This window comes from Pseudomonas sp. RIT-PI-q, assembly GCF_001297125.1.
Classification (GTDB): Bacteria; Pseudomonadota; Gammaproteobacteria; order Pseudomonadales; family Pseudomonadaceae; genus Aquipseudomonas.
In genome coordinates this window covers 73801-87931 of sequence record NZ_LHPC01000020.1, presented here as the reverse complement: position 1 = coordinate 87931, position 14131 = coordinate 73801, and the positions used below count along the sequence as shown (strand labels likewise).

The following is a 14131-nucleotide window of genomic DNA, read 5'->3' as shown; positions in this document are numbered from 1 at the left end:
CGCGCCATCGTTAACGCCCTTCGCTGGCAAGCCAGCTCCTACAGGGGGATGCGTACCCCCAACCAGGCCGGCCCGCAGGCCGCCGAGCTGTTGATTTTGATGCAGCGAGCCCACGGAGCAGGGCCGGAGCGAGGCACCGAACGAAAGGGGTAGAAGCCCTTGGTTACTTGGGGCTTTTCCAAGTGACTCGCTGTAAAAGCGAAACCAATAGCCGCCACGACCAAAAAAACGGATATGTACTCGTTACTTCAGCGGATCTCAGCCCAACGCCAGGTCACTGACCCACCGCAAAAGCCCCCGAGCCCAAAACACCACGCTGCAACTGACTGGCAATCAGCGTGTTCTTCAGCAGATAAGCAATCGTCATCGGCCCAACACCCCCAGGCACCGGCGTGATCGCACTGGCAACCGTGCGCGCACTGGCATAATCAACATCACCCACCAGATGACTACCCGATTCGTCGGTAATACGATTAATCCCGACATCAATCACCACCGCTCCAGGCTTAAGCCAACTGGCGTCGATCAAACCCGGACGACCCACCGCTGCGACAACGATATCCGCCAATCGGCACAACGCCGGCGCATCGACGCTGCGGGAGTGCACCACACTCACCGAACAATGCGCCTGCAACAACAAGGTCGCCATCGGCTTGCCGACAATGTTCGATCGGCCAATAACCACCGCATGCAAACCGCTCAAATCACCACAGGTTTCGTGCAGCAAACGCATGCAGCCGCTGGGCGTACAGGGCGTCAGGACCTCGATGCCTTGCACCAGCCCACCCACGTTTTCCCGATGAAAACCGTCCACGTCCTTGATCGGGTCAATGGCATGAATCACCGCCGCTTCGTCGATATGCCCCGGCAGAGGCAACTGCACCAAAATGCCGCTCACCGTGGCGTCGGCATTCAATTGGGCAATCAGTTCCAGCACTTGCGCCTGGCTGGCGTCGTCCGGCAGACGGTATTCAAGGGAGCGAATCCCGACCTCCTTGGCTCGCAGCAGCTTATTGCGCACATACACATGGCTGGCCGGATCATCGCCGATCAGCAGGACCGCTAATGCGGGAAAAATTTGCTGCCCGGCGAGGACCAGAAGCTCTTCGCGGACTTCTTCCAGAACCTTGGCGGCAATGGCTTTACCGTCGATATTCCGGGCCAGTGGTGGGGTATTGCTGTTCAAATGCGTCACCGTCATTGAAAGAATATCGAGGTGATCATCGAGACGCCGTAGCGCCTCGATGGTCCATAAGCGGCATGAAACCAGGGGCTCAGGTTACCAGTTGGTGGCAACCGTACACCACCAGCACGCCGGCGATTAGCGTGACATAGGGCAACCAACCTGCACGTTTGAGCCCGGCATCCGCCTGAACGTACAGGTCGCTGAGCATCGCGTCAGGGAAGCGGCCCTTGTCCTGCACATAGTGGCGGTAGCAAAAACCGGCAGGATCAACAGCCCCCGCAACAGGCCAGGCATCAACGTCCCCGCGCCCCCGATATCGGCGCCCAGACCCATGCAGGCCAGGTTGACGAAACTCAGTACGCCACCGGCCGCCAGTAACACGGTCGGTGCCTTGTACGGGCGCACCCAGTCAGGCCGGTCGAGGCGATGGATCCAGCCGGCATTCAGATTGAGGAAGTTGAAGATGATGTAGCTGACGTTCGACGCGGCGAGCACGAAGACATAGTCGGACATCAGCAACAGCACCAGGTTGAAGCACAGGTCGGTCCACATCGCCGCCGTGGGGGCGCCGTGTTCATTGGTGCGGCCCAGGTACTTCGGCAGCCAGCCATCCACCGACGCCTGATACAGGGTGCGCGAGGAACCGGACATCGAGGTCATGATCGCCAGCAAAGTAGCCAGGACCAGCATGATCAGCACGATGTTGGCGACCAGCTTGCCGCCGCCAATGCTGTCCGCCATTACCTGGCCAACGCCCATGCCGCTGTAGATCGCCGGCGACAACAGGCCGCTGTAGACCGCCGGTGTGACCACCGCGCCACTGGCGTCGAGCACCGCCGGCGTCACCAGTTGGCCAAGACCGAGGCTGCCCTGAAACGCCAGGGGCACCAGGGTGAACACCAGAATGCACAGCAGGCCGGCATAGAAAATCGCCTTGAACGTGTCACGCTTGGGGTCTTTGAATTCCCGGGTGTAGCACACCGCCGTTTCGAAGCCGTAGGTCGACCACGCGGCCATGAACAGCCCGCCGGCCATCAGCGACCAACCGGAAATATCCCACGGCCCGTCGATGACCTGACCCGCCGCATCATGAGCCAGCGGGTACAACGGCAAGAAATTGGCCTGGGCCGCGTCCCCGGTGAACAACGGCACGACGCCCACCAGCAGCAACGGAATCAGCGAGGTCACACCGAGCACCAATGTCAGGCGCGCCGAACGCAGGATGCCGCCATGCTGCACGGCGAACACCGTCAGCAGGATCAACAGGCCGATGGCGAAGGTCGCGTTGATCCGCAGCGACAGGCCGCTTTTGATCCAGCCCAGATCGAGCAAGGTCAGTTGCCAGGTGTTGATCAGCGCATCGGCGGGAAACAGCGCGGGGAGGATGTAACCGGCTGCCAACCCTGAACCGATGGACAACACCGGCGACCAGGCCAGCCAGTTGCACCACACCGAAACCGGTGCAATCAGCTTGCTGTAGCGCACCCAGGCCACCGCGCCGTAGACCGAGGCGCCCCCGGATTTATGTGGAAACAGCCCGGCGATTTCGGCGTAGGTGAAGGCCTGGATAAACCCGAACAGGATCGACACGATCCAGACGATCCATGCCGGTTTACCCACCGTGGCGGCAATCGCGCCGATCGAAAACAGCACCAGGGCGGGCACGCCGCTGGCGACCCAGAAAGCCCCGCGCCAATCGATCTTGCGGTGCAGGCTGCCGACTGAGCTGGCAGCCTGCGGTACGGTCTCGAACGTAGTCGCTTGCATCTTCGTATTCCCATGTCTGAGTAGAGCGGGACCTGTAGGAGCCGGCTTGCCGGCGATGGCATTTTTGAGCCTTGTGCAAGCTGTGAGGGCGCCTTCGCTGGCAAGCCAGCTCCTACAAGTGCGGGTATGGGCAGTCAAAAGGTTGATCAGCTACGTACCCGGCTCTTGTCCGGGTCGTAGAAAATCGCTGCGGTGACCGTGGCGCTGATGCGCTTCTGCAGGCCATCGACTTTGCCGATCTCAAGCGTCGTACCCACGTCCGCGCACGCCACATCGACCCGGCACAGGGCGATGTTGCTGGTCAGCAGCGGTGAGCGGCAGGCACTGGTGATCACCCCGACCTGGGCCCGGCCGCGATACACCGGGTCGCCGTGATGGGCGCCTTCGTTGCCGCTCAATTGCAGCCCCACCAACTTGTGCGCAGGATGCGCGCTGCGCCGTAACAGGGCATCGCGACCGATGAAATCATCGGTTTTGCTTTTCAATGGGACGGAAAAACCGATGCCCGCCTCGAAGGGATCGGTCTGGTCGCTGAACTCGTAGCCGGCGAAAATCAGCCCGGCTTCGATGCGCAGCATGTCCAGCGCTTCCAGGCCCAGCGGCACCAGGCCCAAGGGTTGGCCCAGTTGCCAGATCCGGTCCCAGACGCGCTCGGCGTCCTCGGGCTGGCACCAGACTTCGTAGCCCAGTTCGCCGGTGTAGCCGGTGCGCGAGATCATCAGCGGGCAGCCGTCGTAGCCGTCCAGACGGCCCACCAGGAAGCGGAACCAGCCCAGGGTTTCCAGGCTCGGTTGGGTCGGCGCGGTCCAGACCATCTGTTTGAGCAATTCGCGGCTCATCGGGCCCTGCACCGCCAGGTTGTGAATCTGCTCGCTGGCGGATTTGACCCAGACCTTCATGCCGAGCGTTTGCGCCTGTTCGCGCAGCCAGACCCCGGCGTAGTCCTCGCCGCAAATCCAGCGGAAATTGTCCGGTCCCAGGCGCAGTAGCGTGCCGTCGTCGAGCATGCCGCCGTGTTCGTGGCACATCGCCGAATACACCACTTGGCCCACCGCCAGGCGCCGCACGTCGCGGGTCAGGCAGTACTGCAACAAGGCTTCGGCGTCGGGGCCGATGATTTCGAATTTGCGCAGGGCGGTCAGGTCCATCACCGCGACGCGTTCGCGGCAACCGAGGTATTCCTCGATCGCGCCATAACCGTCGTAGCGCAATGGCAGCCACCAGTTGCGGTAGTCGACAAAGCTGCCGGTCAAGGCGCTGGTGCGTGAGTGGAACGCAGACTCACGGGTGAGAATCGGGTCGGCATCGGCCGTGGTTCGAGTGCTCATGGCGATGGAAAAACGCTCCTTTTCGCTGTAGATGCGGACCTGGATATCGGTCGGGTTCCAGCCATTGGCCGGGTCGATGTCATCCGGGCACGAGGTACGGCCACACAGCAGGTCGGTCATGGCCCGCAACAACACGTAGTCGCCGGGCCGCGACCAGGGTTCATCCAGGGTCATTTGCTGGTGCGCATCGATGCCGGTGTTGAAGAACAAATTGATCGCCGGCCAGCCGCTGCGAGCCTCGACTCCATGAGGCGCCAACGCCCGGCTCAGGTTGTCGCTGCAGTTGTCGTGCCCGAAGTAGCCATGGCTTTCGTAGTAGCGCGCGGCGCAGGCCAGGGCGAAGGAATCGTGGCGGCCGACGGTGTCACGCACCACCTCCAGCATCGGCTGCATCTGCCGGTCGAAAAACTTCGAGAACAGCCCCGGTGCCGGGTAGGCGCTGCCGTTCAGTGTGCGGGTGACGGTCTGGTCCAGATCCAGTTCGACGCCGCGATCCAGTGCCCGTTGATCGAGGGCGACGAAGTCCGAGCATTGCCGACCGGCGACGTCCAGCACCTGCACGTACTGGCCTTTGCCGACGGTGTAACTGCGGGCGGTGCCGGCGCTGAGGGTGAACTCGTCGAGTAACTCGCCCAAGGGTTCGGGCAACGCCGGAAGCAGCAGCGGCGAGGGAGTGGCCCGAGTCACCCAGACCCTGAGTTCGCTGGGCCGGTATTGCCGATCAACGCTCGTTGCCCCGGCGGGCGCGGCAACGATCACCAGCAACTCATCGCTGGCGACGAAATGGCGGCTGAAGTCGGCCGGGCTGTCCTCGTCCCAGAGTGACGCGGCACTGGGCAGGCGTTGCGGATCAATCCCGCGTCGGCTCAAGGCCTGATGGATGCGCCGAGCCTGCAAGGTCGGTTCGGCGAGCCGTGCGCCGATAAAACCGCAGGCTGGCGAATCGCTCAACGCCCAGGCCGACAGCGCACTGCGACCGTTGGCATCAATCGCCAGCAATTCGCAGGGTTGCTGCCCTTCAAGGTCGATCACTTGCAGGCTGTCGCCGGGCTGCAAAGCCACCAGCGTCAGGCCTCCCGCCGCCACCCGATAGCGTTCTTGCGCCGGGGCTCGGGCAAACAGTCCGGGCTCCAAGGGGCGAGATACACGAGGTGCATTCATGATGAACCTCCGGGTCAGCCGACCGACTTGATGGACGTCGGCGGCTCAGCGAGGTACGCCGCCATTGAGTCGTCCAGCGCATGCAGCCAGGGTGTGTGATGCGGCGGTGACTGGGTGCCGGTCATCAGCGAGCGGTAGGACTTGTCGCGATAACCCATGATGTTTTCCGCCTTGTCGTGCTTCCAGTGCAGGAAGGTTTCGTTGACGGCGGCGATGTCGAAATTCGGGTAATCAGTGGCGTCCACCAGGTGCTGGATGTAGGCGCCCTGGTACTCGAACATCTGCTGGTTGGTTGCCAGCGTCTGTTCCCGCGCGTGCCATTGCTGGCTGTCGGCGACCATCTCGGCGTGGCTCGGCAACTCAATGCGTCCGAGGATTACATCGCGGGCGTACCAGGCCTGGGCGTCGAACATGTTGAAGGAGTACCACTGGTCTTGCATGCCGAGGTAGATCAGCCGTGGGTTCGGTTCCCAAAACACGCCTTTGTACAGATTCATCGGCCACAGGCGGTTGTCGGTCTTGAGGCTGAGTTCGTCCGGCAGGAAAGGGAAGTGATGCTTGTAGCCGGTGCAGAGGATCACCGCGTCGATGTGCTTGCTGCTGCCGTCGACGAAGTACGCGCGGTTGTTTTCCAGGCGCTGCAGCAGCGGTTTCTCTTCCCAATTCTCCGGCCAGGCGTAGCCCATCGGCGCGGTGCGGTAGCAACTGGTGATGCTGCGCGCGCCGTATTTGTAGCATTGCGAACCGATGTCCTCGGCGGAATAGCTGCTGCCGACGATCAGCAGATCCTTGCCCTTGAACTCCAGGGCCTCGCGGAAATCATGGGCATGCAGGATGCGCCCGGCGAACTGTTCGAAGCCTTCGAAGTACGGCACCTTGGGCGTGGAGAAGTGGCCGCAGGCGTTGATCACGTAGTCGAATTCTTCGCAGGTCAGGGTGTCGCTGTTGTAGTCGTGGGCGTAAAGAGTGAAGCGCTGGCTGGTCTCATCGAAAGTGACCTGGCGCACCACATTGTTGAAGCGGATGTAGTCGCGCACGCCGGCTTTTTCGACGCGGCCCTTGATGTAGTCCCAGAGCACTTCCCGTGGCGGATAGGAACCGATGGGCCGGCCAAAATGTTCTTCGAAGGTGTAGTCGGCGAACTCCAGGCATTCCTTCGGTCCGTTTGACCACAGGTAGCGGTACATGCTGCCGTGCACCGGTTCGCCGTTTTCGTCGAGGCCGGTGCGCCAGGTGTAGTTCCACATGCCGCCCCAATCGTTCTGCTTTTCGAAGCAGACCAGTTCTGGAATGTCGGCGCCCTGGTCGCGGGCAGACTGGAAGGCTCGAAGTTGCGCCATGCCGCAAGGGCCGGCGCCGATGATTGCCACGCGTAAAGTCATGATCGTGCCTCGTGATGGCTCTTGAAATTAAAAGCAGGGGCGCTCAGCGAAAGATCACTGTCTTGTCCTGGTTGATGAACACCCGGTGTTCCAGGTGGTATTTCAGGGCTTTGGAAAGGGCCACGGTTTCGGTGTCGCGACCGATGGCGACCAGCGAATCGGGCAGGTGCGTATGGTCGACGCGCTGGATTTCCTGCTCGATGATCGGCCCCTCGTCGAGGTCGCTGGTGACGTAGTGGGCGGTGGCGCCGATCAGCTTCACGCCCCGGTCGTACGCCTGGTGATAGGGTTTGGCACCCTTGAAACCGGGCAGGAACGAGTGATGGATGTTGATGGCCCGTCCGGACAGCTGCTGGCACAGACCGTCGGAGAGAATCTGCATGTAGCGCGCGAGCACCACCAGGTCGGTCTGGGTGTCTTCGACGATGCGCATCAGCTCGGCTTCCTGGCTGGCCTTGCTGTCCTTGGTGACCGGCAGGTAGATGAAGCGGATGCCCTCGCGTTCGGCCATCGCACGCAGGTCCAGGTGGTTGGAAACCACGGCGGTGATGTGCATGTCCATCTCGCCTTTGCGGTGGCGATACAGCAGGTCGGTCAGGCAATGGTCGAACTTGCTGACCATCAGCAACACGCGGGTCGGCTGGCTCGAGCAGAACAGTTGCCACTGCATGTCGAAGCCGCCGGACAGGTCGCCCAGGTCTTCACGCAGCGCACCGATATCGCCGCTCACGCCGGTGTTGAAACGGAACACCGCGCGCATGAAAAACTGCCCGGTGAACTCGTCGTCGAATTGCGCCAACTCGCTGATGTAGCACTGCTGGCGGGCCAGGCAGGCGCTGATCGCGGCGACGATGCCCGACGCCGCCGGGCAGTTGATCTTGAGAATGTAATGTTCGCTGGAAGTGTCCATCGAAGGTTCCCTGATTGAAAGTGAGAGGGACTCAGCCCTTGGCCGTGCGCTTGGTTTTTTCCGGGTCGTCGAAAGGCAGCACGTGAGTCACGGCGGCGCTTTCCTGACTGCCACGGACCTGCAAGGCGATGCCGGGCACCGAACAGGCGACGCTCAGGCGGGCGATGGCCATCGAGCGTTTGCTCAGGCGCGAATACATGCCGCAGGTGATCACCCCGACTTGCTGATTGCCTTGCCACAAGGTGTCGCCGGCCTCGGCGGCGCGCACGCCTTCGAGCAACACGCCGGTGATCTTGAAGCGCTCCTGGCCGCGCAGGCGGAAGTGCTCTTCGGCGCCGCGGAACTCGCGTTTGTCCGGGGAGACGGTGAAATCCAGGCCCATTTCCCAGAGCGTGTCGCCGGCCTTCTGGTCGGCGAAGGGGTACATCTGCGAGTTGTCGTAGGGGAAAAACATCAACGAACTTTCCACGCGCAACCAGTCCAGCGCGGTAAAAGCACACGGGATGATGCCCAGGCCCGCGCCGTGTTCGAGGATGGCGTCCCACAGCGCCGGGGCATCGGCGGCCTTGCAGAAAATCTCGTAGCCACGTTCGCCGGTGTAGCCGGTGCGCGAGATCATCACCGGGCGGTCGAACAGGCGGGGTTGCAGGTGATGGAAGTACGGCAACTGGCGAATCCCGGGCACGTGCTCGGCGAGAAAATCCACCGCCAGCGGGCCTTGCAGCGACAGGTCGTGCAGGTCGTCGTCGAACAGGACCGCCACTTGCCGACCCTGAGATGAACGCACGAGCATTTCGGGACCGCTGCCGGCTCCGTGCACCACCATGAACGCGTTAGGCCCGGTGCGATAGACGATGCAGTCATCGACGAATTTGCCGTCCTCGTCGAGCATCGAGGCATACACCGATTTGCCGGGGTAGAGCTTGGCGATGTCGCGGGTGGTGGCCCATTGCAGCAGGCTCTCCGCGTGGGGGCCGACGTAGTGGACTTTTTTCAGCCCGGAAACGTCCATCAGGCCGGCACGGGTGCGGATCGCCTGATGGTGATCGGCCAGGTCGCTGGCATAGGTCCAGGCGGTGCCCATGCCATTCCAGTCTTCGAGGTTCGAACCGAGTGCGCGGTGGCGCTCGGCGAGTGCAGAAATACGCCATGAATGAGCCATGTGAAGGTCCTTGTCGGGGGAAAGTGCAAAGGGTCAGGCTTGCGGATCGAAGCGGCTCAGCCACTCCACCAGGGTCTGTCGGTAACGAGTCATGCCCTTGTAGTCGGCGATGGGCTCGGGCAGGTCGCGCAGCACGCGGTGCAGGCGGCAGCCCCAGCCGGGCTGAGTGACCAGCTCGTCCATGCTGATCAGGTAGGTGCGAATGCTGAACATCACGGCATTGCTGCGCGGCAAGCGGATCATCACTTGCAGCTCGACGCGCAAATGCACCTGCTGCCCGACGTTCTCGGCGGTGATGCGACCACGGTCGGCGCCCCACTGGTGAAAGGTTTCGGGCGAAGAATCGAGGCGCGGGTTGATCGTCAGCGTCCAGTTCAAACGCCGCACCGGCTGTCCCACTTGCAGGTTGAGCAGGTACTTGAGTGCGCGGTCGAAAATGCCCATCTGATGCGCCATCGGCACCGGCGAATGCCACTGCTTGAAACTCATCCCGGCGTCGAACGCCAGGGACCAGTCGGCCGGGCTGGTGACCATGCCGGCGTCCATGAACAGGTCGCCGTCACGCTGATCGAGCAGGGCGAAATCGCCCTGGGCTTGGCGGGTAATGAACTCCAGCGGTTCGCAGGGCAGGGTGCTGGCATCGCCGAAGACAAAGCGTTGATCGATATTCAGCACCCGGTTGCACCAGTGCCAATGGTTACCGTCACGCACCAGCGTGAAGCACTGCGGGTAATCGGCGGCGAGGTTTTCCATCAGCAGTTGCAGCGCATCCCAGGCCGCCACGTGCATGTGCGGCATCACCAGGTAACGGCGCGGATCCTTGTCCAGCACCAGGGCGCGTTCGGCCATTTCCGAACGGTAGTGTTCGTCGATGTCGAAGCTGTGCTGGTAAATCGAGCCGGGATCGCGGGAGGTTGCCGGTTCGATGTTCACCGAATACAGGTAACTGTCCTCGGTGAAAGGGAAGGGGAAACGACGGATCGCCGTCGGGCTGTTGCGAAAACTGAAGTCGTCTCGATAGCTCTGCACGGGGCTTGATTGAATGGTCATGGTCGACTCCTAAAGATCCAGCGAAACGCAAGGGCCGCAGCCGCGGGAGACACAGGGCATGAGAAATTCAGCCTGCTCGGCGGGGCTCAGAAAGCTGTCGCGGTGTTCGATTTCGCCGCTCACGTGGCGGGTCATGCACTGGCCGCACACGCCGCCACGGCACAGGTTGGGGATTTTCAAACCGGCGGATTCCAGGGCTTCGAGCAGGCTTTGTTCCGCTCCGACCTTGAGGCGTTGGCCGCTGCGCAGCAGTTCCAGGGCGAAGGGTTGGCCCGGTTGCGCGGCGTTGAAGGCTTCCCAATGCACCCGGCTTTTCGGCCAGCCAAGGGCCTTGGCTTGTTGCCGAACCGCATCGAGCAACGGTTGCGGGCCGCAGGTGTACACGTGGCTGCCCAGCGGCCGATCACGCAGGATCGGGTTCAGGTCCGGGCGGCAGGCGTAGGTGTGCAGTCGCGATCCCAGTCGCTGTTGCAACTCCTCGACATAGGCATCGCTCACGCCTGGGCGATTCAGGTAATGCAGTTCAAAGTCGGCCCGTTGTTGTTCCAGCGCCGCGATGTAGGCCATGAACGGCGTGATGCCGATGCCGCCGGCGATCAGGATGTGCAGGCTGGCGGTCGAGTGCAGCGCGAACAGATTGGCCGGCGGCGAGATCTCCAGCGTGTCGCCGACCTGGACCTGCCGGTGCAGATAGTGCGAGCCGCCGCGAGAGACTTCCTGCAGGCGTACGGCGATGCGGTAATGCTGGTTGTCCGCCGGGTCGCTGGTTAGTGAATAGGCATTGCGCACCTTGCCGTCGGCCAACGGCAGATGAACCTGGACATGGCTGCCGGGTGAGAATCCTGGCAATGCATCGGCGCAAGGCTGCAGGGTGAATTCACGCACCATCGGGGTGAGCATTTTCGCCGCGCTGACCCGCACCTTGAGCGCGGCACTCATGACCGGACTCCGGCGTAAGGCTGATCGGGATTAGTGCAGACACCGAGGTAAGCTCCCAAGCGACGGGAAAAGTGTTCGCGGACTTCCAGTCCGACTTCGCAACCGATGCAGGTCAACACCGGTTGTGGCCCGGCGGGTTGGGTCAGGCCGCAGTGCACGCAGTACACCTGGCGAGGGCCGGCAATCGTGCGGGTGATGTCGATCTCGTCATCTTCCAGCCCGGCATTGCGGGCTTCACCATGGATGCGCCAGATAAACGCCTCGTCGCCCATGATGTAGAGATGGCTGCCGACGGTGGCGTTGACCAGTTCCTGATGCAGGCGCCGGGCAAAATCGGCGTGCTCGCCATTCAACACCAGAGGCCGTTCAAGTTCGCCGACAAAGGCCGCACAGGCAGCTGCCGATTGCATGACCACGATGTGCCGGGTGGCCGTTTCGCGAGTGGGCGGCTGGCCATAGCGGGGGAGGCTGTGAAGTCGCTCGGGAGCGCTGCTGTGTCTATCCGTCATGCTGGCTTTCCTGGCTGGACAGGGAATTTTGTTTCCTGGTGGGGAAGATAATTTCCTATGGGGAAAATCTTCTCAATCTGGAAAAAGGGCTATGCCTTTGGAGATAAGCCGTGCGAGACCGGTGTTCGGGGCATGGAAGTTGCTGGTCTTTGCGCAAGGCTGAGCAACCGGACGGGGAGTTATCGAGAGTGCGAACACGACCGCAGTGGTGGCCGCTCTGGTTCGGGCGTATCCGCCCCGAACAGGCGCGCAGCGTGCGCAAGCTGTTGGCCGGGTTGCCCTTGTGTCAGGTGCACGCTGACGGTGCCTTGTCAGGTTTTCTGGACCGTTTCGAAGCACTGCTGCCGGGCTGCAAACTGAATCTGATCCTCGGTGGCGAAGACCTCGGACCGGCGCGGCGCGGTTTGATTGAGGGCTGCCAGGACGTGGAGCGCTGTCCGTGGCGTGACTCGACACTGGCTGCAACGGCTCAGGCCTGTGGCCCTTGCCGGCAACGGGGCGTGCATCGCCTGCTGTGTGCCACGGCGCAAAGCGACGATGCGAACAAAGGCGTGCTGGTGCTCGATAGCGCAAAACCGCTCGGCGCCAGCTGGCGGCAGTTGCTGGAGGAGGCGGCGCAGGCTGTGGGCGTGACCGTGCACGTGCTGCGTCACACCCGTGAGCAACAGCGCAAACAGGCCACGTCCCGGCACGGCGCACTGGCCCGCGAGCTACACGATTCGGTGGCCCAGCAGTTGGGCTACTTGTCGTTCCAGGCCCGTTTGCTGCAATCGCAATTGGGCGAACCCGCGCAGGCCAATACCGCGTTGCAGGAACTGTGCGGTGGCTTGAGCCAGCTGCAACGCCAAGTGCGTGAGCTGATCACCAGCGCTCGCCTGACCATGGACGGGCGCTCGCTGCGCCAGGCCTTGGCCGATTCCGTCGCGGAGTTCTCGCGGCGCTGCATCATCGTCTTCGAACTGGACAATCGCCTGGCCGACGATGCCCTCAGCCCGGAAACCGAATTGCAGATTCTGCAGATCATTCGCGAGGCACTGGCCAACGCCGTGCGCCATTCCCATGCGCGGCATGTGCGCATCGAGTTGCGTCAAGGCCAGGACAGCGATACCTCGGTGTCGGTGGAAGATGACGGCATCGGCCTGAGCCCGGCGTCAGGCGAGGAAAACCATTTCGGCCTGGCGATTATCCGCGAGCGCGCCGCGAGCATTGGCGCCCAGTTGAGCATTGAAGCAATCCGCCCGCACGGGGTGCGCGTCCACCTTGGCCTTTGTCGCCACCCAGACCTGCCACAGGAGAATGTCGATGGATTGCACGCGCTTATTACTGATCGATGATCACCCGTTGTTTCGCAAAGGCCTGGCGCAGCTGTTCAGCGCCAGTGACGACTTCGAAGTGGTGGGGCAGGCCGCCAGTGGTCGCGAAGGCATCAACCTGGCCGTGAGCCTGGCGCCGCAGCAAGTCTTGCTTGATCTGCACATGCCGGGCTTGAGCGGTTTGCAGGTGCTCGATGAACTGCGTCAGTTACGCCTCGACTGCCAGATTGTGGTGCTCACCGCGTCGATGGATCGCGCCGAACTGTTGAGCGCGCTGCGTCTGGGCGCCAGCGGTTATGTGCTCAAGGAAACCGAGCCCGATGCGTTACTGGCCTACATGCGCAATTGCCACAAGGGCGCGATCGTTCTGGATTCGACCCTGATTGCCTTGCTTGCCGACCAGCGCGAATCAGTGCACCGGTCAGCGCCGGATGCGGATCCGCTCGACACCGGCAACCTGACCGAGCGCGAAGGGCAGACCCTGGCCCTGATCGCCGCCGGCATGAGCAATAAACAGATCGGTCGGGAACTGGGGATTAGCGATGGTACGGTCAAAATCTACGTGCGCAACCTGTTGCAGAAGCTCAGCCTGCATTCGCGCCTGGAGCTGGCGGCGTGGGTGCACAACGGCGCGTCGGTGCGACACGAGGAGCGTTATTAGATGATGGAACATCCGCCGTTGCACCTGATGGATCGCTTTCCTGCGGCGTTGCTCGAACTGCGCGATAACGGTCAGATCGCGCACTTCAACCTGGCTTGGGTCGAGCTGATGGACCGGCCGGGGCAGGAGCGCAACCTCATCGATTACGTGCACCACGAAGACCGTTCGTTGTGGCGTCTGGCCCTGCATGAACTACGTCGACGCCCCGAGACCTCCTTCAACCAGCGGCTGCGCTTTGTTCATCCATCGGGGGAACTGCGCTGGTTCGAGGTCAGCCTGAAGCGTGGGCCGCAGGGTTTCTATCTGGTGGCGGGGGACATTACCGCGCACAAACGCCGCGAAATTGCCTTGCAGGCCAGCCAACGCAGCAGCATGAGCCTGCTCGACAGCATGCCGGGGCTGATCTATCGCGGCCGCAACAACCGCGACTGGACCATGGAGTTCGTCAGCGCCGGTTGCCTGCAACTGACCGGCTATCCACCGGAGCGACTGGTGGACAACCATGAGTTCACCTACAACAGCCTGATCCTGGCGCAGGATGCCGATTACGTCTGGCGCGAGGTGCAATATGCCCTGTCGCGACAGGAACCGTTCGAGCTCAATTACCGGATACGCTGCGCCGATCAGTCCATCAAGCACGTCTGGGAAAAGGGCGTCGGGATCTATGCCGACACGCGTGAAGTGCTGGGTATCGAAGGGGCGATTTTCGAGCGCAGCACTGGCCAGGGCTTGGGGCGCTGAGCGATGTGGTTGCGTGCGGAAA

11 protein-coding genes and 1 pseudogene are annotated in these 14131 nt (G+C 62.3%); 3 read left to right on the top strand and 9 right to left on the bottom strand.

What is annotated here, in order from left to right; translation table 11 throughout:
- Positions 1 to 274 precede the first annotated feature (274 nt).
- From AEQ67_RS06680 to AEQ67_RS06640, 9 genes and pseudogenes are all read right to left on the bottom strand, one after another.
- A complete protein-coding gene (locus tag AEQ67_RS06680) occupies positions 275 to 1201 on the bottom strand; it encodes a bifunctional 5,10-methylenetetrahydrofolate dehydrogenase/5,10-methenyltetrahydrofolate cyclohydrolase (RefSeq protein WP_059403107.1) in 927 nt (308 codons plus the stop codon).
- A 73-nt stretch (positions 1202 to 1274) separates the two neighbouring features.
- Positions 1275 to 2953: pseudogene (locus tag AEQ67_RS06675) on the bottom strand (APC family permease).
- Between the two features lie 146 nt (positions 2954 to 3099).
- Entirely contained in the window at positions 3100 to 5442 is a 2343-nt protein-coding gene (locus AEQ67_RS06670; protein ID WP_059403106.1) for a DUF1989 domain-containing protein, read from the bottom strand.
- A gap of 14 nt (positions 5443 to 5456) precedes the next feature.
- A complete protein-coding gene (locus tag AEQ67_RS06665) occupies positions 5457 to 6824 on the bottom strand; it encodes an NAD(P)-binding domain-containing protein (protein WP_059403105.1) in 1368 nt (455 codons plus the stop codon).
- A 43-nt stretch (positions 6825 to 6867) separates the two neighbouring features.
- Positions 6868 to 7734, bottom strand: a complete 867-nt coding sequence (gene purU / locus AEQ67_RS06660) for a formyltetrahydrofolate deformylase (protein ID WP_059403104.1) — start codon at positions 7732 to 7734, stop codon at positions 6868 to 6870.
- 31 nt (positions 7735 to 7765) lie between these two features.
- Complete coding sequence (locus AEQ67_RS06655) at positions 7766 to 8896, bottom strand: aminomethyltransferase family protein (RefSeq protein ID WP_059403103.1); 1131 nt, start codon at positions 8894 to 8896, stop codon at positions 7766 to 7768.
- Between the two features lie 33 nt (positions 8897 to 8929).
- Positions 8930 to 9946 carry a heme-dependent oxidative N-demethylase family protein gene (locus tag AEQ67_RS06650; protein WP_059403102.1) on the bottom strand — a complete coding sequence of 339 codons (1017 nt, stop codon included), beginning with the start codon at positions 9944 to 9946 and terminating at the stop codon, positions 8930 to 8932.
- 9 nt (positions 9947 to 9955) lie between these two features.
- Positions 9956 to 10885 (bottom strand): PDR/VanB family oxidoreductase, encoded by a 930-nt coding sequence (locus AEQ67_RS06645; RefSeq protein WP_059403101.1) that lies wholly within the window; start codon positions 10883 to 10885, stop codon positions 9956 to 9958.
- On the bottom strand, positions 10882 to 11394 hold the full coding sequence (locus AEQ67_RS06640; protein WP_059403100.1) for a dimethylamine monooxygenase subunit DmmA family protein: 513 nt from the start codon (positions 11392 to 11394) through the stop codon (positions 10882 to 10884). The genes AEQ67_RS06645 and AEQ67_RS06640 overlap by 4 nt, the downstream gene beginning before the upstream one ends.
- 188 nt (positions 11395 to 11582) lie before the next feature.
- Between AEQ67_RS06640 and AEQ67_RS06635 the strand changes: the two genes are divergently transcribed.
- The 3 genes from AEQ67_RS06635 to AEQ67_RS06625 are packed head-to-tail and all read left to right on the top strand — an operon-like array spanning position 11583 to position 14109.
- Entirely contained in the window at positions 11583 to 12728 is a 1146-nt protein-coding gene (locus AEQ67_RS06635; protein WP_177333633.1) for an ATP-binding protein, read from the top strand.
- Positions 12697 to 13368 carry a response regulator gene (locus tag AEQ67_RS06630; RefSeq protein WP_059403098.1) on the top strand — a complete coding sequence of 224 codons (672 nt, stop codon included), beginning with the start codon at positions 12697 to 12699 and terminating at the stop codon, positions 13366 to 13368. Before AEQ67_RS06635 ends, AEQ67_RS06630 begins: the two co-directional genes overlap by 32 nt.
- Entirely contained in the window at positions 13369 to 14109 is a 741-nt protein-coding gene (locus AEQ67_RS06625) for a PAS domain-containing protein (protein ID WP_059403097.1), read from the top strand. It abuts the gene before it with no gap.
- Positions 14110 to 14131 lie beyond the last annotated feature (22 nt).

Excerpts from the sequence above, each read along its gene's own strand:
- AEQ67_RS06680 (WP_059403107.1), bottom strand. The coding sequence starts at position 1,201 with ATGACGGTGACGCATTTGAACAGCAATACCCCACCACTGGCCCGGAAT.
- AEQ67_RS06670 (WP_059403106.1), bottom strand. The coding sequence starts at position 5,442 with ATGAATGCACCTCGTGTATCTCGCCCCTTGGAGCCCGGACTGTTTGCC.
- AEQ67_RS06665 (WP_059403105.1), bottom strand. The coding sequence starts at position 6,824 with ATGACTTTACGCGTGGCAATCATCGGCGCCGGCCCTTGCGGCATGGCG.
- purU (WP_059403104.1), bottom strand. The coding sequence starts at position 7,734 with ATGGACACTTCCAGCGAACATTACATTCTCAAGATCAACTGCCCGGCG.
- AEQ67_RS06655 (WP_059403103.1), bottom strand. The coding sequence starts at position 8,896 with ATGGCTCATTCATGGCGTATTTCTGCACTCGCCGAGCGCCACCGCGCA.
- AEQ67_RS06650 (WP_059403102.1), bottom strand. The coding sequence starts at position 9,946 with ATGACCATTCAATCAAGCCCCGTGCAGAGCTATCGAGACGACTTCAGT.
- AEQ67_RS06645 (WP_059403101.1), bottom strand. The coding sequence starts at position 10,885 with ATGAGTGCCGCGCTCAAGGTGCGGGTCAGCGCGGCGAAAATGCTCACC.
- AEQ67_RS06640 (WP_059403100.1), bottom strand. The coding sequence starts at position 11,394 with ATGACGGATAGACACAGCAGCGCTCCCGAGCGACTTCACAGCCTCCCC.
- AEQ67_RS06630 (WP_059403098.1), top strand. The coding sequence starts at position 12,697 with ATGGATTGCACGCGCTTATTACTGATCGATGATCACCCGTTGTTTCGC.
- AEQ67_RS06625 (WP_059403097.1), top strand. The coding sequence starts at position 13,369 with ATGATGGAACATCCGCCGTTGCACCTGATGGATCGCTTTCCTGCGGCG.